The following is a 21,174-nucleotide window of genomic DNA, read 5'->3' on the forward strand; positions in this document are numbered from 1 at the left end:
TCAGCCCTCGTCCTCCTCGGTGGGGTTGTTCGCCAGCCACTGGCGGAACAGCTCCTGGTTGCGCAGGTGCTCGGAGTAGTCGCCGGTGAACCGGGTCTCGCCGCTGTCGAGGTCGACGGTGACGAAGTAGCACCAGTCACCCTCTGGCGGCTCGAGCACCGCCTCGATGGCGGCGGCCCCGGGCGCGCCGATCGGGGTCGGCGGGAGCCCGGCGTGGATGCGGGTGTTGTAGGGGTTCTCCGCGTTGTTCAGCTCCGAGCGCTCGGGCACACCGCCGGAGCGCCCGACCCCGTAGTTGATCGTCGAGTCCATGCCGATGAGGCCGTCGCCGGAGCAGTTCGCCAGGCGGTTCTCCAGGACCCGGGCCACCTTGCCGCGGTCCTCGTCGCGGTTGACCTCGTGCTCGATGATCGAGGCCTTGGTGAGGACGTCGTGCTGGTCCTCGGCGGGCACGCCGTAGCGCTCGAGGGTCCGCTTGGTCTGCTCGACCATCGCGGCGAGGATCTCCGTCGCGTCGGCGTCCGGCTCGAGGATGTAGGTCGTCGCGGCGAACCAGCCCTCGGGGTTGTCCGCGGCCTGCTCCGGCAGGCCGATGGCGGCGCGGTCCTGTGCCGCGGCCTCGACCTCCTCCACCGGGATCTGCGCGACGCTGGCGATGCGCTCGAAGATCTGGCTCGCGCGCCAGCCCTCCGGGACGGTGATCCGCAGCTCGGACTTGTTCGCCGGGTTGAGCAGTGCGGACACCGCGTCCTCGGCGCGCATCTCGGTCATGAGCGAGTACGTGCCCGGCTGGATCTGCGCGGCGTCGGGGTTGGCGGTGAACGCCTCGACGAACGCCTGGCGCGAGGCGACGACGCCGGCTGCGACGAGCGCGTCACCCATCGCGGCGCCGGTGGCGCCCTCGGCGATGACGACCGACACGCTCCCGCTGCCGGGACCGGCGAAGTCCTCGGTCGACGCGGCCTCGCGCCCGTCGAAGAGCGGGCGGAGGACCATGAAGCCACCGATGGCGAGGGCCGCGACGAGCAGCACGCTCAGCGTCACCGCGATGGCCGTCCTGCGGCGGCGGCGCCGCTTGCGGGCGGCGCGGTCGCGCCTGGCCGCGCGTCCGACGCGCTCGGCGGGAGGATGGTGTTCGTCGGCCAGCAACGTCTGGTCGAAGAGGTCGCTCACGACTCGATCTCCGTTCCATGGTCGACGAGCTCCCCCGCCGGCTGACCCGTCCGGCGCTCCTGGTCCAATGCCTCCTGCAGGATCATCACCGCGGCCACCTGGTCGACGACCGCGCGGTGCTGCCGTCCCGGACGACCCGACCGGTGCAGTGCCTGATGGGCGCTCACGGTCGTCAGCCGCTCGTCGACGAGCCGCACGGGCACGGGCGAGCATGCCCGCGCCAGCACCAGAGCGTACTCCCGCGCCGCCTGCGCAGCACGTCCCTCCGCACCGGACAGCTGGCGCGGGAGGCCCACGACCAGAGCGACCGCCCCAGCTCCTGCGCGACCTCGACGATCCGTCGCACCTGGGCGTCCCTGTCACCGGTGACCGTCTCGACCGGAGTCGCGAGCAGTCCGTCTGCGTCGCTGCGTGCGAGACCCACCCGCACGGCACCGACGTCGACCCCGAGGCGCACCCCGCGGCTGAAGGTCGGGGAGTCGTCCGTCATCAGGCGACCACGCTCCGTACGTCGGCGACAATTCCGTCGAGCGCCGCGGGCACCGCCGCGGTCTCGGTACCGCCACCCTGGGCGACGTCGTCCTTGCCCCCGCCGCCACCGCCGAGGCGCCCGGCGGCGCCGCGGACGAGCTGGCCGGCGCGCAGGCCGAGGTCCCGGGCCCCCGCGTTGGTCGCGACGACGACGGACGGGCGGCCGTTGCTCGTGCCGGCGACCGCGACGACGGCGGGACGCGCGTCCCCGAGCCGCCCGCGCACGTCGAGCGCGAGGGTGCGCAGGTCGTCGCCCGCGACCTCCCCGGCGTCGTGCACGACGACGAGGGTGCCGGCGACGTCCTGGGCGGAGTCGGCGACCTGCCGCGCGCCGGCGAGGAGCTGCTGGCGACGCAGCGTCGCGAGCTCCTTCTCGGCGGCCTTGAGCCGGCTCATGAGGCTGGAGACCCGCTCGGGCAGCTCCTCCGGACGCCCGCCGAGCATGCTCGTCACCTGACCGACGAGGACGTGCTCCTTGGCCTGGAAGCCGTAGGCGCCGGCGCCGACGAGGGCGTCGACGCGGCGCACGCCCGAGCCGATGGAGGACTCACCGAGCAGGGTGACCCGCCCGATGTGGCCGGTGGAGGGCACGTGGGTGCCCGCGCACAGCTCCTTGGACCAGTCCCCGCCGATCGACACGACGCGCACCCGCGAGCCGTACTTCTGGCCGAAGAGCGCCATCGCGCCGGAGGCGAGGGCGTCGTCGATGTCCATGACCTCGTCGCTGACGTCGAGGTTCTCCAGGAGCTGGCCGTTGACCCGCTCCTCGATCTCGCCGAGGACGCTGGCCGGGACCTGCGAGCCGTGGCGGAAGTCGAAGCGCAGGCGCGAGGGCGCGTTCTCCGAGCCGGCCTGCGTCGCCTGGTCGCCGAGGGACTCGTGCAGCGCCTTGTGGACCATGTGGGTGGCGCTGTGCGCCTGGGCGATCGCCTTGCGGCGGGTGACGTCGATCATCGCCACGCCGTTCTCGTCGAGGGTCACGGTGCCCTCGGTGAGGCGGCCGCGGTGCACGACCAGGCCCTTGACCGGCGCCTGGACGTCGTCGACCGCGACGATGCCCCCGCCCTGGAGGCTGATCGTGCCGTGGTCGGCGAGCTGGCCACCGGCCTCGGCGTAGAACGGCGTGCGGTCCAGGACGACCTCGACGTCGGCAGGAGCGGTCGCCGCCGGGACGGCCCTGCCGTCGACGAGCAGCCCGACGACGCGCGCCTCGCTGGTGAGGTCGGTGTAGCCGAGGAAGAGGGTGTCCCCGCCCAGGCGGGTCTGCAGCTCGCGGTACTGCGCCGGGTCGACGTGCCCGGCCTTCTTGGCGAGGGCGTCGGCGCGGGCGCGCTCGCGCTGCTCGGCCATGAGCTCGCGGAAGCCCTGCTCGTCCACGCTCACGCCCTGCTCGGCGGCCATCTCGAGGGTGAGGTCGATCGGGAAGCCGTAGGTGTCGTGGAGCGCGAACGCGTCGGCGCCGCCGAGCCGGGGACGGCCGTCCGCGGCCGCCTTCGCCTTGCTCACGGCGGTGTCGAGGATCGTCGTGCCGGCGACGAGGGTGCGGCGGAAGGCCTCCTCCTCGCCGTAGGCGACCTCGCTGATGCTCGCGAAGCGCTGCTCGAGCTCGGGGTAGGACGCCGCCATCGCGTCCTTGGCGACGGGCAGCAGGTGCGGCAGCGCCGGCTCGTCGACGCCGAGGAGGCGCACCGAGCGCACGGCGCGGCGGATGAGGCGGCGCAGCACGTAGCCGCGGCCGTCGTTGCCCGGGCGCACGCCGTCGCCGATGAGCATGAGGGAGGAGCGGACGTGGTCGGCCACGACCCGCATCCGCACGTCGTCCTCGACGTCCGCGCCGTAGCGGCGGCTGGTGAGCTCCTGGGTGCGCTCGATGAGGGGGAAGACCTCGTCGATCTCGTACATGTTGCTCTTGCCCTGGAGCAGGTAGGCGATGCGCTCCAGGCCCGCGCCGGTGTCGATGCTCTTGTGCTCGAGCTCGCGGATGAGCGGGTAGTCCTTGCCGGTGCCCTCACCGCGGAGGAACTGGTCGAAGACGAGGTTCCAGATCTCCAGGTAGCGGTCGCCACCGGGGTCGACGGTCCCGCCGACGGCCTCCGGGCCGAACTCCGGGCCACGGTCGTAGTGGAACTCGGCGCACGGGCCGGCCGGGCCGGGGCGTCCGGTGTCCCAGAAGTTCTCCTCGCGCGGCAGGCGCACGATGTGCCGCGGGTCCACGCCCACCCGGGTGAGCGCGTCGAGCGCCTCGGCGTCCTCGTCCCAGATCGTCACCCACAGGCGGTCGCCCTCGAGACCGTAGCCACCCTCGGCCTGCGACGTCGTCAGCAGGTCCCAGGCGTAGTTGATGGCCCCTTCCTTGAAGTAGTCACCGAAGGAGAAGTTGCCGTTCATCTGGAAGAACGTGCCGTGACGCGTCGTCCGGCCGACGTTCTCGATGTCGTTGGTGCGCAGGCACTTCTGCACCGACGCCACCCGCGGCCACGGCGCCTCCTGGGTCCCCACGATGTAGGGGATGAAGGGGACCATCCCGGCGATCGTGAAGAGGATCGACGGGTCGGGGGACACGAGCGGGACGCTCGGTGCGATCTCGTGGTCGTGCTTGGCGAAGTAGTCGAGCCAGCGGGATCGGATCTCGGCGGTGCGCATGGAACCTCAGGTGCGTGGGAAGTGGCGGAGGGTGGGGTCAGCGGGACTCGGCGACGCGGTGGCGCGCGGCGTCGACGACGACGTCGTCCGGCAGCAGCCGCTCGCGCAGCTCGGACTCCCGGACGGCGTAGTCCTCGCGGAAGGCGGCGACACGCCGGCGCACGCCGTCGACGGCCGACTCGACGGTGGTGGACAGGCCGCGCCGGGCCGCGGGGGCGGCGAGGACGAGCACGACGAGCACCGTCGTGCCGACGACGAGGCTGCGACGCATCATGCGCCTCGCCGGAAGAACCGCCGCACGGCGTAGGAGAACGCCGAGACCTTGATGAGCGGTCCGCCGACCGTCGCGGAGACGAGCGTGGTGAGCGCCGAGACGTTCTGCGAGACCTCGGTGGCGGCGGTCGTGACGGCGTCGACCTTGACGATCTGGGCGTTGCCGGCCCTGATCGTGGCGGCGGCCTCGTCGACCACGGGCAGCGCGTGCGCGGTGATCTCGCGCACCGAGTCCGTCGCGGCGTCGAGCACCGCGCCGACCTTGAGCAGCGGAACGGCGAGGAAGGCCACGAGCAAGAGGAAGGCGACGGCTGCCACGATCCCGGCGATGTCGCCGATGTTCATCTGCAAGCTCCTTGGAGGGACGGGTCGGGGTGCGCTGCCCGGAAGGCTACCGGCAAATGCCCGCGCCCCGGGACCGGCGTGGCCGGTGCCCGGGGCGCAAGCAAGAGAGCTCGGTCAGCGCGAGTAGTACTCGACGACGAGCTGGACGTCACAGGTCACGGGGACCTCGGCGCGCTTCGGGCGACGGACGAGCTCGGCGCGCAGCTTCTCCAGCTGCACCTCGAGGTAGCCCGGGACGTCCGGCAGGACGTCGCGGTGGGCGCCGGCGGCGGCGATCTGGAACGGGGTCATGGTCTGGCTCTTCGGCTTGACCTGGATGACCTGACCCGGCTTCACGCGGAAGGAGGGGCGGTCGACGAGCTTGCCGTCGACGAGGATGTGACGGTGCACCACGGCCTGACGGGCCTGGGCGATCGTGCGGGCGAACCCGGAGCGCAGGACGAGAGCGTCCAGACGCATCTCGAGCAGCTCGACCAGCGACTCACCGGTCAGGCCGGACTCCTTGCGGGCCTCCTCGAAGACGCGCGTCATCTGCGCCTCGCGCAGACCGTACTGCGCGCGCAGACGCTGCTTCTCCTTGAGGCGGACGGCGTAGTCGGACTCGGTGCGGCGACGGGCGCGGCCGTGCTCACCGGGGCCGTACGGGCGCTTCTCGAAGTGCTTGACCGCCTTGGGGGTCAGCGCGATGCCGAGGGCGCGGGACAGGCGCACCTGGCGGCGCGACCGAGCCTGGTTGTTCTTGCTCACTGTGTGTGACTTCCTGTCGTTGTGACGTCACGCGAACGGGCGGGGACGCCCGGCGCGCGGGGCCGACCATGACGGCTATGACCCCAGGTGGCTGCCCGAAGGCAACCGAAGCAGTTTAACAGCCGCCCCAGGCCCACCTTGGCGCCGCCCCTGTGACCCCCGCCTCTCCCACTCCCCTGCTCCCCTGCCCCCGCCCCGCCCTCCCCCGCGAGAGCCGACTTGTGCGCGACAGCCGACTTGTGCGCGAGAGCCGAGTTCCGCGCGAGAGCCGACTTGTGCGCGAGAGCCGAGTTCCGCGCGAGAGCCGACTTGTGCGCGAGAGCCGAGTTCCGCGCGAGAGCCGACTTGTGCGCGACAGCCGACTTCCGCGCGAAAGCCGACTTCCGCACGACAGCCGACCTCCGCGCGAGAGCCGACTTCCGCAGGGACGCTCAGCTCTTGCCGTCGAGGATCTCGCGGATCCGCTCGAGCCGCGGAGCGATCTCCCGCTCGAGGCCGCGCTGTCGCGGCTCGTAGTAGCGACGTCCGGCCAGCTCGTCGGGCAGGTACTGCTGGGTCGCGATCGCGTGCGGCACGTCGTGGGCGTAGACGTAGTCCTTGCCGTGCCCCAGGTCCTTCGCACCGGAGTAGTGCGAGTCGCGCAGGTGCGCCGGCACCGGCCCGGCCTTGCCCGCCCGCACGTCGGCGATCGCCTCGTTGATCGCGAGGTAGGCGGCGTTGGACTTCGGCGCCGTCGCGACGTGGACCACAGCCTGGGCGAGGATGAGGCGCGCCTCCGGCATCCCGATGAAGGCGACCGCCTGGGCTGCGGCGACAGCGGTGTGCAGCGCCGTCGGGTCGGCCATCCCCACCTCCTCGGAGGCGGCGATGACGATACGGCGCGCGATGAAGCGCGGGTCCTCCCCCGCGACGACCATGCGCGCGAGGTAGTGGAGTGCGGCGTCGACGTCGGACCCGCGCATCGACTTGATGAACGCGCTGGTGACGTCGTAGTGCTGGTCGCCCGCACGGTCGTAGCGCACGGCCGCGACGTCGATCGCGCGCTCCATGGTCTCCAGGTCGATCCGCTCCTGGTCGGCGGCGCGGGCCGCACCCGCCGCGGCCTCGAGGATCGTCAACGCCTTGCGCGCGTCGGCGCCGGCGAGACGCACGAGGTGGTCCGCGGCGTCGTCGTCGAGCTCGAACCGTCCGCCCAGGCCACGCTCGTCGGCGAGAGCGCGGGCGACGAGCGCGCGCACGTCCTTCTCCTCGAGCGGGCGGAGGGTGAGCAGGAGGGAGCGCGACAGGAGCGGTGAGATGACGGAGAAGCTCGGGTTCTCGGTGGTCGCGGCGACGAGCGTCACCCAGCCGTTCTCCACCGAGGGCAGGAGGGCGTCCTGCTGCGTCTTGGAGAACCGGTGGACCTCGTCGATGAACAGGACCGTCTCCCCGCCGGTCGACACGAGGCGACGACGGGCGTCCTCGACCACCTGCCGCACGTCCTTGACGCCTGCGGTGACCGCGGAGAGCTCGACGAAGCGACGGCCGGAGGCGTGGGCGACGAGGTAGGCGAGCGTCGTCTTACCGGTGCCGGGCGGGCCCCAGAGGATGACGGACGACGCGCCGATCCGCGCGTCGGGGCGCGGTTCGACGAGGCGGCGCAGCGGTGCGCCCTGCTCGAGCAGGTGGTCCTGGCCGACGACCTCGGCGAGGGAGGCAGGGCGCATCCGCACGGCGAGCGGGGCGTCGGGCCGGGCAGCCGGGGTGCCGGCGTCGTCGGCGCCCACGGAGTCGAAGAGATCCACGGGGCGACTGTACGTCGCCGGACCGACGGGCCGAGGACCGGCGCTGCGCAGCCCGGCTCGTGCGGAAGTCGGCTCTCGCGCGGAACTCGGCTCTCGCGCGGAAGTCGGCTCTCGCGCGGAGGAGAGGGTGGGCGGGAGGGAGGGCGGGTCAGATGCGGGCGCCGCGGGCCCGGGTGCGGACCCGGCGCTCCCAGCGGTCCATCTCCGAGCGCAGCGGCGAGGCGCAGAACTCCCCGAGCGTGACGCCCGCGGCCAGCGCCAGGCCCACCGACAGGGCGCGGATGGCGAGCTGACCACCGTTGATGAGGTCGCCGGACTCGATGAAGGAGAACATCGCGGCGTAGATCGACAGGCCCGGGAGCATCGGGGTGACGCCGCACACGGACACGACGAAGGAGGGCAGCCGCCCGCGGTCCCCGATGACCCCGCCGATGAGGCCGACGACGAGGGCGGCGAAGAACGCCGCGCCGGCCGGCCCGAGCCACAGCGTGTCGACGAGGTAGTAGGTGCCCGTGGCCACGGCACCGACGAGCGAGATGAGCCACACGTTGCGGGCCTGGGTGTAGGAGGCGACCGCCCAGGAGCCCGCGATGACCGCGCCGCACAGGACCTGGACGAAGGCGGGCGGCGAGGACCCGAAGACGTCGCCGATGACGAGCGGGACGCCCAGCCGCTGGCCCATGTCGAGCACGAACCCGATGCCGATGACCAGGCCCGTCGTGTAGAGCGCCACCTCGAAGGTCTTCGCAGCAGCGGTGAGCGGGAAGCCCGAGATCGCGTCCTCCGCCGCTCCGACGAGCTGCAGTCCCGCGAGCAGCACGACGATCCCGGAGGCGACGACGAGCGAGGGTGGGAGCAGCGAGCGGTCCCAGCCGAACAGGTCCTGGCCCCACAGCAGCACGAGCGCGACGAGCGTCGCGATACCGGCGCCCGCCGCCTGCTGGAAGATGTACGGCAGTCCCCACCGGCGCAGGACCCGCAGCACGCGGTCGATGATCACGGTGGTGAGCGCCGCGACGAGCGCGACCTGCCACCCGCCGCCGAGCAGGAAGGCGACGCCGCCGGCCATCGCACCCAGCGCCCCGGTGACGATCCAGCGCCGGTAGGGGTGCGGGGCGCGCAGGACGCGCTCGAGGCGGGCGTGGGCGTCCTCGAGGGGCAGCCTGCCCGCCGCGCTGTCCTCCACGAGGAGGAACAGCTCGGTGAGGCGGCTGTAGTCCGACGTGCGCACGCTGATGACGCGGAGCTTGGTGATGGGGTCGTCGTCACGGTCGATCGACGCGGAGATCGAGATGAACGTGATGTCGACGTGGCAGTTCGTCACGCCGTAGGCCGCGGCGAGGCGGAGCAGGGCGGCGGTGACGTCGGCCACGGGCGCCCCGGTGGCGATCATCGCCTCACCCACGCGCAGCACGAGGTCGAGGACCGAGCGCTCGGTCTCGGCGGCGAGCTGCGACTCCCGGCGGGGGGTGGAGAACGCGAGGGTGGGCGGCCCGCTGGCCGCGACCACCCGGCGCGCGCGCTCGCGCAGGATGGACTCCCGGCGGACGTGGCCGGCCGCGCGGACAGCGCCGCCCGGCACGGTGCTCTCGGGGTCGGGTGTCTGGGCCACGACGACGACGCTACGTCACGCCCGCGCACGAGTGCGAGGCGCACACGAGCCGCCGGAGCGTGGTGAGAGACTGAGTGACGTGTTCGATGCACTCGCCCGCGGCGTCATCCGGCGCCCTCGGACCACCATCGCCGTCTGGGCCGTGGTCGTCGTGTCCTGCCTCACCCTGGCCCTCGGAGTGTTCGGGCAGAGCCTGTTCGCCCAGCTGCACTCCGGTGAACCGCGCGTGCCCGGCGCAGAGAGCCAGGTGGGCCGCGACCTGCTCGCCGGCTCCGAGGAGGCGGGCCAGGAGGTCAACCTCCTCGTCCGCGGGACCGACCTCACCGACGAGGACGTCGTCGCCGGCATCGCCTCCGCCCTCATCCCCATCCGGCAGGACGTCGAAGATCTCGAGGGCGTCTCGGGCGTCGTCGACCCGTTCCTCGCCCCGGAGGGTCCCTCCGACCCGCTCGTCGCCTCGCTCGTCTCCGCTGACAGCGACGGCTTCCTCCTCAGCGCCGAGCTCGAGCCCGGCCTGGCGGACCCCGACGCCGCCCGCGCCGCCGTCGAGGAGCGCCTTGCCGAGATCCCCGCGGAGCTCACCGACGTCGCCCCCGACGCCGACGGCATCGTCTCGAGCGTCGACCTCATCGTCTCCGCCGTCACCGACCAGGTCGAGCGCGACCTCGCCCGCGGCGAGGCGATCGCGCTGCCGCTGTCGCTGCTCGTCATGGTCCTCGTCTTCGGCGGCTTCCTCGCCGCCGGGATCCCGATCATCGGCGCGCTCGCCTCGATCGCCGGCGGCCTCGGCGCGCTGCTCGGCTTCGCGCAGGTCATCGAGCTCGACGCCGTCGTCGTCAACGTCGTCACCGTGCTCGGGCTGGGCCTGTCGATCGACTACGGCCTGCTCATCGTCTCGCGCTACCGCGAGGAGGCCGCGGACGTCGCGACGTCGACGGCGAGCCAGGGCCTGCCGCTGCGCCGGCGCCGCCGCCGCGCGCACAGCCGGGCCGTGGTCGAGGAGGCCGTGCGCCGCACGGTGAGGACCGCGGGCCGCACCGTGACGTTCTCCGCGGTGACGATCGCCATCGCGATCAGCGCCCTCATGGTCTTCACCCCGGACATCCTGCGCTCCCTGGGCGCCGCAGGCGTCTCGGTCGTCCTCATCGCCCTCGCCACGGCCCTCACGCTCGTCCCCGCCCTGCTCGTCCTGCTCGGCCGACGGCTCCAGAAGCCCTCGTTCCTCTCCCGCGTGCCGGGGCTCAACCGCGCGGTCTCGCACCTCGGTGACATCGCGCCCGAGGAGGGGGCGTTCTCCCGCCTGGCCCGTGGCGTGCACCGCCACCCGTGGCTCGTCATCATCGGCGTCGTCGCCATCCTCGGGGTGCTCGCCTCCCCCGTGCGCGGGCTGGAGCTGCGCAACTCCGGGACCGACCTGCTCCCGGCGAGCTCGGACCAGCGTGAGTTCATCGCCGTCGTCGGGGAGGACTACCCGGCCGCGGCGTCGCCGGCCGTCTACGTCGTCACCGACGCCGACGCCGAGACCGCGCAGGAGTGGACCGCGGACCTCGCAGAGATCGACGGCGTCGCCGAGGTGACCGACGCGACCCCCGCGGACTCCGGGGAGCACGCAGTCATCGGCGTCTACCTCGAGGACGACGACCCGGGCGGCGCCGCCGCGACCGACGTCGTCGAGGCGATCCGCGCCCTCGACCCCGGCTTCGAGACGTGGGTGGTGGGCCAGGCCGCCAACCAGCTCGACTTCACCGCGGCGATCACCGACCGCCTGCCGATCGCGGCGGGCCTCGTCATCCTCACGATCTTCGTCCTGCTCTTCCTCATGACCGGCTCGGTGCTCATCCCGGTCAAGGCGATCCTCGTCAACATCCTCGGCCTGGGCGCGGCGCTGGGGGTGACGACCTGGGTCTTCCAGGAGGGGCACCTCACCGGCCTGCTCGACTTCGCCCCGATCGGCGGGCTGGAGAGCTACGTCGTCGCTGTTGTCGTGGCCTTCGGGTTCGGGCTGGCGATGGACTACGAGGTGTTCCTCCTCGCCCGGATCAAGGAGTACTGGGACGCGGGGTACCCCAACGACACCGCCGTCGAGCACGGCCTGCAGCGCTCGGGACGGATCATCACCTCCGCGGCGCTCATCATCACGCTCGTGTTCCTCGGGTTCGTCGCCGGTGAGCTCATGGTGATCAAGCAGGTCGGGTTCGCCCTCGCGGTCACCGTGGCCATCGACGCGACGCTCGTCCGGATGCTCCTCGTCCCCGCGACGATGACCGTCCTGGGCAAGTGGAACTGGTGGGCCCCCGGCCCGCTGCGCCGGCTGCACGAGCGGATCGGCATCACCCACTGAGACCTCGACAGCAGTAAAGCCGAGGGCCTTGATCCGTTCGGATCAAGGCCCTCGGCTTCTGGTCTGCGTCGCTCAGCCCGTCGGGACGACGTTCTCGATCTCCTGCCCGACGGCGTAGCCCAGGCGCGTGTAGATGCGCCGGGCGGCGTCGTTGTCGGCCCAGATGCCGTAGTGGACGAGCGGGTGGTCGGCCAGCGCCCACCGGGTGACCGCGGCCATCATCGCGCTGCCCACGCCGCGGCGGCGCCACGAGACGTCGGTGCCGAGGCCGGACAGGTGCACGGGCGACCCGGCCGGTGCGTTGACCGCGACGACGCCGCGCAGGACGCCGTCGTCGTCCCGGTAGCCCCACCACACGAGGTCGGGGTCTGCGGGGTCCGCGCTCGTGTCCGGGTTGGCCCGCGACAGGCACGCCCGGACCTCCTCGGCGGCGTCCGGCCCGGTCACCGGGCCGACCCGCTCCTCCCCCGCCTGCACCGGCGGCACGGTGCGGGTCCACATCCAGTCCCAGCCGGGACCGACGTCGAGGCCGAGGGCCGCGCCCGCGTCAGGGTCGACCAGCCGCCACGTCCCGCGGGTGAGCAGTCCGAAGTCCACCGGGCCGACGCCGTCGGACGCCGCCTGCGCGACGGCGCGGGCGAGCGGCTCGGGCGCGCCCGCCCCGACGAGCTGGCGCCGGGCCCCGCCCCCACGCAGCGGCCGCACGAGGAGCAGGTGGGCGCCCTCGGCGTCCCAGGCCTGCTCCTCGTGCCAGCGGTCCGCGTTGGCGCGCAGGAAGAACGGTCGCTCCACCTCAGGGAGCCGCCGGCGCGTCGCCGGACTTCGCCTTGGGCTTGGCGTCGACCCCGGCCTCACGCCGCTGCTCGGGCGTGATCGGCGCGGGCGCCTGGGTCAGCGGGTCGTAGCCGCCGCCCGACTTCGGGAAGGCGATGACCTCACGGATGGACTCCGCGCGGGTGAGCAGCGCGACGATCCGGTCCCACCCGAAGGCGATGCCGCCGTGCGGGGGCGCACCGTAGGCGAAGGCGTCGAGCAGGAAGCCGAACTTCTCCCGGGCCTCCTCCTCACCGATGCCCATGACGGCGAAGACCCGCTCCTGGACGTCGCGGCGGTGGATACGGATCGAGCCGCCACCGATCTCGTTGCCGTTGCACACGATGTCGTAGGCGTAGGCCAGGGCGTTGCCCGGGTCCTCCTCGAAGCGGTCGATCCACTCCGGGGTCGGGGAGGTGAACGCGTGGTGGACGGCGGTCCAGGAGCCGGAGCCGACCGCGACGTCGTCGTCCTCGCCCGTGGGCTTGAACAGCGGCGCGTCGACGACCCAGACGAAGGACCACTCGTCCTCGTCGATGAGGCCGGTGCGGCGACCGATCTCGAGGCGGGCGGCGCCGAGCAGGGCGCGTGCCTCGGACTGCTTGCCGGCGGCAAAGAAGATCGCGTCGCCGGGCTGGGCGCCGGTCGCGGCCGCGAGGCCCGCGCGCTCCTCCTCGGTGATGTTCTTGGCGACCGGCCCGCCGAGCGTGCCGTCCTCCGCGACCGTGACGTAGGCCAGGCCCTTGGCGCCACGCTGCTTGGCCCACTCCTGCCACGCGTCGAACTGGCGGCGGGGCTGGCTCGCGCCACCGGGCATGACGACGGCGCCGACGTAGGGAGCCTGGAACACGCGGAACGGGGTCGCGGCGAAGTACTCGGTGAGCTCGGTGAGCTCGAGCCCGAAGCGCAGGTCCGGCTTGTCGGTGCCGTAGCGGGCCATCGCGTCGGCGAAGGTCATCCGCGGGATCGGGGTGGTGATCTCGTGGCCGATGAGGCGCCACAGCTCGACGAGCACCTGCTCGGCGACGGCGAGGACGTCCTCCTGGTCCACGAAGCTCATCTCGACGTCCAGCTGGGTGAACTCCGGCTGCCGGTCGGCGCGGAAGTCCTCGTCGCGGTAGCAGCGGGCGATCTGGTAGTACCGCTCCATCCCGGCGACCATGAGCAGCTGCTTGAACAGCTGCGGGGACTGCGGCAGCGCGTACCAGGCGCCGGGCGACAGGCGCGCGGGCACGAGGAAGTCGCGGGCGCCCTCGGGGGTGGAGCGGGTGAGCGTGGGCGTCTCGATCTCGACGAAGCTCTGCGCGTCGAGCACGCGGCGCGCGGCCTGGTTGGCCTTGGCGCGCAGCCGCAGCGCGTGCGCGGGCTCCTTGCGGCGCAGGTCGAGATAGCGGTAGCGCAGCCGCGCCTCCTCCCCCACCTGGCCGGAGTCCTCGGCGTGCTCGGAGACCTGGAAGGGCAGTGGCGCCGCGGAGTTGAGGACGACGACGTCGCTGGCGATGACCTCGACCTCACCGGTGGCGAGGTTGGGGTTCGCGTTGCCCTCGGGCCGCTGGGCGACCTCGCCGGTCACCTGGATGACGTACTCCGAGCGCAGCTCGTGGGCGACGGCCTCGTCACGGATGACGACCTGGGCGATGCCCGACGCGTCACGCAGGTCGATGAAGGCCACGCCGCCGTGGTCGCGGCGGCGATCGACCCATCCGGCGAGGGTGACGGTGCTGGAGATGTCGGTGGAGCGCAGCGAGCCTGCGTCGCGGGTGCGGAGCACGGGGAACCTTTCCATTGGTCGGGCGCACCGCTAGACGGGCGGGCGCAGGGCAATCCTAGGCCGCCCGACCGTGTCCGGAGGAGGTCGGCACATCCGGGCGCGGCAGATGTCGACCCGGCCGCCCCGGAGGAGCGATGATCCGGGTATGACCGGTCCGTCCGCAGCGCAGCGCCGCACGACGGCCCCACCGGACCTCGTCCGGCTCCTCCTCGTCGCCTCCGTGGCGCTCATCACCCTCGTCGCCTTCGAGGCCCTCGCCGCCAGCGCGGCCCTGCCCGAGGTGAGCGCCGAGCTCGACGGGCTGCGCCTCTACCCCGTGGCCGCCGGCGCCCCGCTCGCCGCCCAGCTCGTCGCGACGGCGGTGGCAGGCGCCTGGGCGGACGCCCGCGGGCCTCGTCCGGTGCTGCTCCTCGGGCTCGCCGTCTTCCCGCTCGGGCTCGTGCTCGCGGGAACCGCCCCGACGATGGAGGTCCTCGCCCTCGGGCGCGCCGTCCAGGGACTGGGCGGCGGGCTGCTCATCGTGCCGCTGTACGTCCTCGTCGGAGCGATCGTGCCGGCGGCACGACAGCCGTCCTTCTTCGCCTGGTTCTCCGCCGCGTGGGTGCTGCCCGCGCTCGGCGGCCCGGCGGTCACCGGACTCGTCGTCGAGCATGCCTCCTGGCGCTGGGTCTTCCTCGGTGCCGCCGCGCTCATGGTGCTCGTGTCCCTCGCGTTCCTGCCCCTCCTGCGGCACGTGCCCGGCAGGTCCGCGGCACCCGGCGGGCCGGTGCGTTCCCTCGCCCTCTCCGCGACCGGTGCGGGTGCCGCCGTCGCGCTCCTCCAGGTGGCGGGCAGTGCGCAGGCCTCGTGGACCATCCCTGCGGTGGTCGGCGCCGTCGTCGTCCTCGCGGTCTGCCTGCCCCGGCTGCTGCCGCCCGGGACGGTACGGCTGGAGGCCGGTGTCCCGGCCGCCGTCGCCTGCCGGGCGCTGCTCAACGCCGCGTTCATGACGACGCAGACGTTCGTGCCGCTCCTGCTCGTACGGGAGCGCGGCTGGTCGGTGGCCGAGGCCGGGTTCGTCCTCGCCGCCGCCTCGGTGACGTGGGCGGGCGGCGCCTTCGTCCAGGGCCGCGTGGGCTCCGAGCGCGGGCGCCGGGTCCTCACCTGGCTCGGGCCGCTCCTCCTCGCCGCCGGAACGCTGATCACCGCCGGTGCCGCGCTGCCCGGCGCGAGCCCATGGCTGACCGTGCCCGGTGCGGCGGTCGCGGGGATCGGGATCGGCATGGTCTACCCGGCGCTCACCGTCCTCGCGCTCACCCGCACGCCCGCGGCGCAGCACGGCGAGGTCAGCGCCGCGCTCCAGGTGTCCGACTCCCTCGGCGCTGCCCTCGGCCTCGCCGCCTCCGGCGCGCTCGTCCTCGCGCTCATCGACACCGGCGGGACCCTGGCCTACCTCGCCGGCCTCCTGCTCGCGACCGCCGTCGCCCTGCTCGCCGTCCTCGCCGGGGCCCGCGCCACCACCCCCTCCCCCCGCCGCGACAGCGGACTCTGACGCGACAGCGGACCTCCTCGCGACAGCCGACTTGTGCCCGGTGTGCGGGACGTCACCGGCCGCCCCGCCGGACACGGGGCCCCACTACCCGTAGAGTGGGGATCTCCTGGAGTGTGTTCGTTCCGCCCAGGCCCCATGCGGAAGTAGCGCTCGGCGGGGCCCATCGCGGAGGGTGCGTCGCCCACCTGGCGCCGCGTAGCCCCACTCCGCTACCGATGGGTTCTTCCGTCTTGACTGCTGTTCTCACCGACCTTGCCCCCGCACGCCCGGAGACCGGTTTCGCCGGCCTCGGCCTGCCCGACGACCTGCTCTCCGCCGTCGTCGACCTGGGCTTCACCACCCCCACCGACATCCAGATCGAGGCGATCCCGCTGCTGCTCGCGGGCCGCGACGTCGTCGGCGTCGCCCAGACCGGCACCGGCAAGACGGCGGCCTTCGGCCTGCCGCTGCTCGCCGCCGTCGACCCGCGCGTCCGACAGGTCCAGGCGCTCGTCCTCGCCCCCACCCGTGAGCTCGCGATGCAGGTGAGCGACGCGATCGCGTCGTTCGCCTCGCACCTGCGCGGCCTCACCGTGCTGCCGATCTACGGCGGCTCGAGCTTCGTGCCCCAGCTGCGCGGCCTCCGCGACGGCGCACAGGTCGTCGTCGGCACGCCCGGTCGCGTCATGGACCTCATGGAGAAGGGCAGCCTCGACCTCTCCGGCGTCCGCTTCCTCGTCCTGGACGAGGCCGACGAGATGCTCCGCATGGGCTTCGCCGAGGACGTCGAGCAGATCGCCGCCCGCGTGCCGGCCAGCCGCCGCACCGCGCTGTTCTCCGCGACGATGCCCGCCGCGATCAAGAAGGTCGCCGCCACCCACCTCAACGACCCGGTGCGCGTCAGCGTGACCCCCGCGTCCTCGACGGTGAGCAACATCGACCAGACCTTCGCCGTCGTGCCCTTCCGGCACAAGGTCGGTGCGCTGTCCCGCGTGCTCGCGATCAGCGACGCCGATGCCGCCATCATCTTCGTGCGGACCAAGTCCGCCGCCGACGAGGTCGCCATCGAGCTCGCCGGCCGCGGCATCCAGGCCGCCGCCATCTCCGGCGACGTCGCCCAGCGCGACCGTGAGCGCCTGATCGACCGTCTCCGCTCCGGCACCCTCGACGTCCTCGTCGCCACCGACGTCGCCGCCCGCGGGCTCGACGTCGAGCGCATCGGCCTCGTCGTCAACTTCGACGTGCCGCGCGAGACCGAGACCTACGTGCACCGCATCGGTCGTACCGGCCGCGCCGGCCGCAGCGGCCGCGCCCTGACGTTCCTCACCCCGCGCGAGCGGGGCCGCCTCAGCCAGATCGAGCGCGCCACCGGCAGCCGTCTGCGCGAGATCGACATCCCCACCCCGGCGGACGTCTCGGCCCACCGCGCCTCCTCGATGCTGTCCAAGGTCGACGAGCGGCTCGCCGCCGGGCGCCTGGACCTCTACCGCGAGATCCTCGACGGCTCGGACCACGACCTGCGTGAGATGGCCGCCGCCCTCCTCGCGATCGCCGTCGGCGACGAGGGTCCCGCGCCCCGCATCGTCGAGCGTTTCGACGACGAGGGTCCCCGCCGTCGTCGCGAGGAGAACTACGACGACTCCGGCGAGTTCGTCGGCGCCAAGTTCGAGGAGGGGCGTGACCACGAGCGCCTCGCGCCCCGCGGCCGCGCCGGCACCCGCCCCCGTCACCGCGACGCCTCTGGTTCCGGCACCCGGTACCGCGTCGAGGTCGGCCACCGCGACGGCGTCCAGCCGGGCGCGATCGTCGGTGCGATCACCGGCGAGGGCGGCCTTCGCGGCCAGGACCTCGGCAAGATCGACATCTTCCCGAGCTTCTCCCTCGTGGAGATCAGCCAGGAGCTGAGCCCGGAGACCAGCCGCAAGATCGGGGCCGCGCGCGTCGCCGGGCGTCCCCTGCGGATCCGTCCGGACATGGGCCCGCGCAAGCCCTCCGGACCGCGCCGCTGATCCCAGCAGCCGTTCGACAGCGGGTGAGCACCTCTTCGTGAGGTGCTCACCCGCTGTCGTTCTACCGTGGGGGCGGCGGGCTCTGCTCGTGCGGAAGTCGGCTCTCGTGCGGAAGTCGGCTCTCGCGCGAAAGTCGGCTGTCGTGCGGAAGTCCGCTCTCGTGCGGAAGTCCGCTCTCGCGCGGAAGTCGGCTGTCGCGCGGAAGTCGGCTCTCGCGCGGAAGTCGGCTGTCGCGCGGAAGTCGGCTGTCGCGCGGAAGTCGGCTGTCGCGGGAGGGGGACGCGGCGGGTCAGGTGGCGGCGAGCTCGAGGGCAGCGGTGAAGTCGCGGTAGCGGGTGAGGTCCTGGGCGAGCGGCTCGGCGACGACACGCTCGGCGGTCTGCCGGATGCCGCTCTGCAGTCGCGCGCCGGCCCGTCGGCCCGCGCGTCTGGCGCCGACCCGGGCGAGCACCCGGCCCACGACGGCGAGTCCCAGCCCGGCGACCAGCCCCCCGAGGAGCAGCGCGGTCGGCCATGGCAGCGGGCCCGCCATCGGCGTGGTCGGCTCGGGCAGCTGGAGGTAGCCGAGCACGGCCAGCGCGGCGAGCCACCCCGCGCCGGCGAGCGCGGTGAGGAACAGGAGGTGGCCCAGGAGCCACCACACCCGCCACCACCGCGGGCGACGCTGGGCGCCGAGGTCCTCGCGGGCGATCGTCGCGTCGAGCGCGTCGACGAGCCCGGGCACCCGGTCCTCGGTCCGCTGGGTGACACGGGCGCGCCACGCGTCGGCCATCCCGGCGGTCGACGTCCACGCGAGGTCGTGCACGCCCGTGCGCACGCCCGCCTCCTGGGCAGGGGTCGCGGCGGGCAACGACGTCGCGCCGTCCGTGGGCCGCTCGAGGTGCAGCCGGCGTAGCGGGTCGGGTCGCAGGCGAGCGAGCCAGCGCAGCGGCGGCCAGCCGGTCTGCTGGACGGCGCGGCGCCGGTAGGACCGCTCGACGGCGGTGCGCACCTCGCCGGCGCCGGCGGCGGCCGCGCAGGCCGCCACGAGCGCGCCCACCTCCCGCGGCTCGTCCGCGACCTCGCCGGTCGGCAGCTGGTCGGCGGCGAGCTCCCGGGCGGCGGTGCGGACGTCGGCCTCGAGGCGCGCGCGAGCCGCGCGTCCCTCCTCGACGAGCCGGGCGAGCCGCTCGCGGAGCGCGGCCACGCCCTCACCGGTGCGGGCGGAGGTCGTGAGGATCTCGACGTCGCCCATCCCGTCCTGGCGCAGGATGCCGCGCAGATGGTCGAGCACGCCGGGCAGGTCCTCGGCGGCGAGCCGGTCGGCCTGGTTGAGGACGACGATGCTCACCGAGGCGTGCTCGCGCAGCGGGTGGAGGTACTCCTCGTGCACGACGGCGTCGGCGTACTTCTGCGGGTCGAGCACCCACACGAGGGCATCCACCCGCTCGGCCAGCCGCGCCGCGACCCGGCGGTTCTCGCTGCGGGTGGAGTCGATGTCGGGCAGGTCGAGGAGCACGAGACCGGTGAGCCGGGGGTCGGCCGGGCGCACCCGCCGCTCGGGGACCTCGAGCCAGTCGAGCAGGCCGCCGGCGCCGGGAGCGTCCCAGACGGCGGCGAGCGGGCGGGTGGTCGTGGGGCGCCGGGCGTGGACCTCGGCGAGCGGCTCGCCGACGAGGGCGTTGAACAGGCTGGACTTGCCCGATCCGGTCGCGCCCAGCAACGCCGCGACGGTGACGCCGGGCGCCATGGCGGACCGCTCACCCGCGCGGCCGAGCACCCCGCGGGCCGGGTCGAGCCGCTCCGCGGGGACGACGCCGTCGGCGAGGTCGAGGGCGCGCCCGAGGGCCTCGGTGCGCTCCTCGAGCTCCGGCTGCCGCTGCCGACGCCTCACCGGCTGCCTCCCGCGATCCGAACGGCCAACGCGGCCTGGCGCAGTCGCTCGCCCGCGTCGGGGTCCACCCCGAGGCGGGCGAGGCTGTCGAGCCACGGCCGGCGGTGGCGCTCGAGCAGCTCACCGACGCGCACCTCGAGGTCCTCCTGGGCGTGGCGGGCGAGCTCCCGCACCGCCTGGTCCCCGAACACCATCTCCAGCACCTTCTGGCCGACGACGGCGGTGCCGCCGGCGACGCCGATCTCGATCCCGGTGAGCCCGCCGGAGAACGCGAAGACGACGAGCATGAGCGAGACGCCCGAGGCGTTGACGCCGAGGGACAGCATCCGGGCGCGCACGCGGCGGTCCTCCCCCTCGGCGCGGACCCGCTCGAGCAGCGCGCGCTGCCAGTCACGCACCTGCGCGCCGACCTCCTCGGCGAGGGCCGGGCGCCCGGCACCGGCGTCCCGCTCGGGCAGGTCGACCAGGGCGGTCGTGCCGCCGGGCAGGGACTGCCAGGCGCGGCGCGTCTCACGCTCCGCGCGCTCGACCTCGGACACGACGAGCGTGACGAGCCCGCTCTCGATGGCCTCCTCGACGCGTGCCTCGTGGCTCGGGCGGCCGCGGAGGAAGCCTGTGACGCGGTCGCGCAGGCGCCCGACGGCGGCCTCCACGCCGCGCAGCCACTCCCCCGTGCCGACGAACTCCTGCCACCGGGCGAGCACCTCCCCGCGCAGCAGCGTGCCGTCGTCGGTGGCGTCCATGACCGAGCGGAGCGCGGCGGCGTGGTGGTCGAGGGCGGCGCGCTCGAGGGCACCCGCGGCGGCGGCCTGTGCGTCGCCGGCGGTGGCGACGTCCTGCGTGCCGGTGAGGACCTCGGCGACCGCGCCGGAGAGGGTCTGCCGGGCGACCCCGGCCCGGGTGGTGGCGTCGGCGACGAGGCCGGTGAGCCAGGACCTGATGGGCGCGAGGTCGGCCTCGGGAAGCTCGGCGGCCACGCCGGGCGCGCGGGGTGGCTGCTCGGAGACGACGAAGAGGGGCGCGTGGGCGAGGTTCTCGGCCTGGAGCCGGTCGGAGAGGTCGGCGCGGATCTCCCCGGCGGTGCCCGGCGGGACGCGGTCGAGGATGACGGCGACGACGACGCGCCGGGCGGCGGCAGCGCGCAGCAGCTCCCACGGGACGGCGTCGGCGTAGCGGGCGGCCGTCGTGACGAAGACCCAGAGGTCGGCCGCGGCGAGGAGCTGGCCGGCGAGCCGCCGGTTGGCCGCGACGACGGAGTCGATGTCAGGAGCGTCGAGGAGAGCGAGACCGCGGGGCACCGACGGCGCCGCGACGAGTCCGAGCTCGGTGACCTCGGCGTCCTCCTCCCGGGGCTCCTCCGGGCCCGCGTCGTGGACGCGGGCGAGGCCGGGCAGGACGCGGTCGTCGGTGAACCACGAGGCGTCGTCGGGGTGGTGGACGAGGACGGGGCGCCGGGTGGTGGGCCGGATCGCCGAGGCGCGCGAGACCTCCTGGCCGACGAGCGAGTTCACCAGGGTGGACTTCCCGGCGCCGGTGGAGCCGCCGACGACCGCGAGCAGCGGGGCGTCGAGCCGCTCCGCCCTCGGCAGGACGTAGTCGTCGAGCTGGTCGACGAGGCTGCGCAGCCGACGTCGCGCGTCGTCCGCCCCCGGCAGGTCGAGCGGCAGGGTGGTGCCCGCGAGCTGCTGCTCGAGGGCGCGCAGGGGCGCGACGACGTCGTCGCGCGGGGCGGCCGCAGGCTCGGTCATC

General features: G+C 73.9%; 14 protein-coding genes and 1 pseudogene. 3 read left to right on the forward strand and 12 right to left on the reverse strand.

What is annotated here, in order from left to right:
- The 8 genes and pseudogenes from mltG to FE251_RS08210 form a co-directional block, all read right to left on the reverse strand.
- Nucleotides 1–1,173 (reverse strand): endolytic transglycosylase MltG, encoded by a 1,173-nt coding sequence (gene mltG / locus FE251_RS08175; protein ID WP_139948449.1) that lies wholly within the window; start codon nt 1,171–1,173, stop codon nt 1–3.
- Nucleotides 1,170–1,663 (reverse strand): annotated as a pseudogene (gene ruvX / locus FE251_RS08180) (Holliday junction resolvase RuvX). The gene mltG and the pseudogene ruvX overlap by 4 nt, the downstream one beginning before the upstream one ends.
- Nucleotides 1,663–4,347, reverse strand: a complete 2,685-nt coding sequence (gene alaS, locus FE251_RS08185; protein WP_139948450.1) for an alanine--tRNA ligase — start codon at nt 4,345–4,347, stop codon at nt 1,663–1,665. The pseudogene ruvX and the gene alaS overlap by 1 nt, the downstream one beginning before the upstream one ends.
- 37 nt (nt 4,348–4,384) lie before the next feature.
- Nucleotides 4,385–4,621 carry a hypothetical protein gene (locus FE251_RS08190; protein WP_139948451.1) on the reverse strand — a complete coding sequence of 79 codons (237 nt, stop codon included), beginning with the start codon at nt 4,619–4,621 and terminating at the stop codon, nt 4,385–4,387.
- Complete coding sequence (locus tag FE251_RS08195; RefSeq protein WP_139072935.1) at nt 4,618–4,965, reverse strand: DUF948 domain-containing protein; 348 nt, start codon at nt 4,963–4,965, stop codon at nt 4,618–4,620. The genes FE251_RS08190 and FE251_RS08195 overlap by 4 nt, the downstream gene beginning before the upstream one ends.
- 114 nt (nt 4,966–5,079) lie before the next feature.
- Nucleotides 5,080–5,712, reverse strand: a complete 633-nt coding sequence (rpsD, locus tag FE251_RS08200) for a 30S ribosomal protein S4 (protein WP_139072936.1) — start codon at nt 5,710–5,712, stop codon at nt 5,080–5,082.
- A gap of 431 nt (nt 5,713–6,143) precedes the next feature.
- Nucleotides 6,144–7,496, reverse strand: a complete 1,353-nt coding sequence (locus FE251_RS08205; RefSeq protein ID WP_139072937.1) for a replication-associated recombination protein A — start codon at nt 7,494–7,496, stop codon at nt 6,144–6,146.
- Between the two features lie 148 nt (nt 7,497–7,644).
- Complete coding sequence (locus tag FE251_RS08210; protein WP_139072938.1) at nt 7,645–9,108, reverse strand: threonine/serine exporter family protein; 1,464 nt, start codon at nt 9,106–9,108, stop codon at nt 7,645–7,647.
- 79 nt (nt 9,109–9,187) lie between these two features.
- Between FE251_RS08210 and FE251_RS08215 the strand changes: the two genes are divergently transcribed.
- On the forward strand, nt 9,188–11,449 hold the full coding sequence (locus tag FE251_RS08215) for an MMPL family transporter (RefSeq protein ID WP_230976367.1): 2,262 nt from the start codon (nt 9,188–9,190) through the stop codon (nt 11,447–11,449).
- A gap of 72 nt (nt 11,450–11,521) precedes the next feature.
- Here the strand turns inward: FE251_RS08215 and FE251_RS08220 are convergent, their stop codons facing one another.
- Together FE251_RS08220 and aspS are read right to left on the reverse strand one after the other, a co-directional pair.
- Nucleotides 11,522–12,241, reverse strand: a complete 720-nt coding sequence (locus tag FE251_RS08220; protein WP_139072940.1) for a GNAT family N-acetyltransferase — start codon at nt 12,239–12,241, stop codon at nt 11,522–11,524.
- 1 nt (nt 12,242) lies between these two features.
- Nucleotides 12,243–14,033, reverse strand: a complete 1,791-nt coding sequence (gene aspS, locus FE251_RS08225; protein ID WP_139072941.1) for an aspartate--tRNA ligase — start codon at nt 14,031–14,033, stop codon at nt 12,243–12,245.
- 145 nt (nt 14,034–14,178) lie between these two features.
- On the opposite strand from aspS, the gene FE251_RS08230 reads away from it, so the two are divergent.
- A complete protein-coding gene (locus FE251_RS08230; RefSeq protein ID WP_168202686.1) occupies nt 14,179–15,564 on the forward strand; it encodes an MFS transporter in 1,386 nt (461 codons plus the stop codon).
- 215 nt (nt 15,565–15,779) lie between these two features.
- Nucleotides 15,780–17,552 carry a DEAD/DEAH box helicase gene (locus FE251_RS08235; RefSeq protein ID WP_139948454.1) on the forward strand — a complete coding sequence of 591 codons (1,773 nt, stop codon included), beginning with the start codon at nt 15,780–15,782 and terminating at the stop codon, nt 17,550–17,552.
- A 289-nt stretch (nt 17,553–17,841) separates the two neighbouring features.
- Here the strand turns inward: FE251_RS08235 and FE251_RS08240 are convergent, their stop codons facing one another.
- Nucleotides 17,842–19,425 carry a GTPase gene (locus tag FE251_RS08240; RefSeq protein WP_139948455.1) on the reverse strand — a complete coding sequence of 528 codons (1,584 nt, stop codon included), beginning with the start codon at nt 19,423–19,425 and terminating at the stop codon, nt 17,842–17,844.
- On the reverse strand, nt 19,422–21,173 hold the full coding sequence (locus tag FE251_RS08245) for a dynamin family protein (protein ID WP_139948456.1): 1,752 nt from the start codon (nt 21,171–21,173) through the stop codon (nt 19,422–19,424). The genes FE251_RS08240 and FE251_RS08245 overlap by 4 nt, the downstream gene beginning before the upstream one ends.
- Nucleotide 21,174 lies beyond the last annotated feature (1 nt).

It is taken from the genome of Georgenia wutianyii (assembly GCF_006349365.1).
GTDB classification, from domain to species: domain Bacteria; phylum Actinomycetota; class Actinomycetes; order Actinomycetales; family Actinomycetaceae; genus Oceanitalea; species Oceanitalea wutianyii.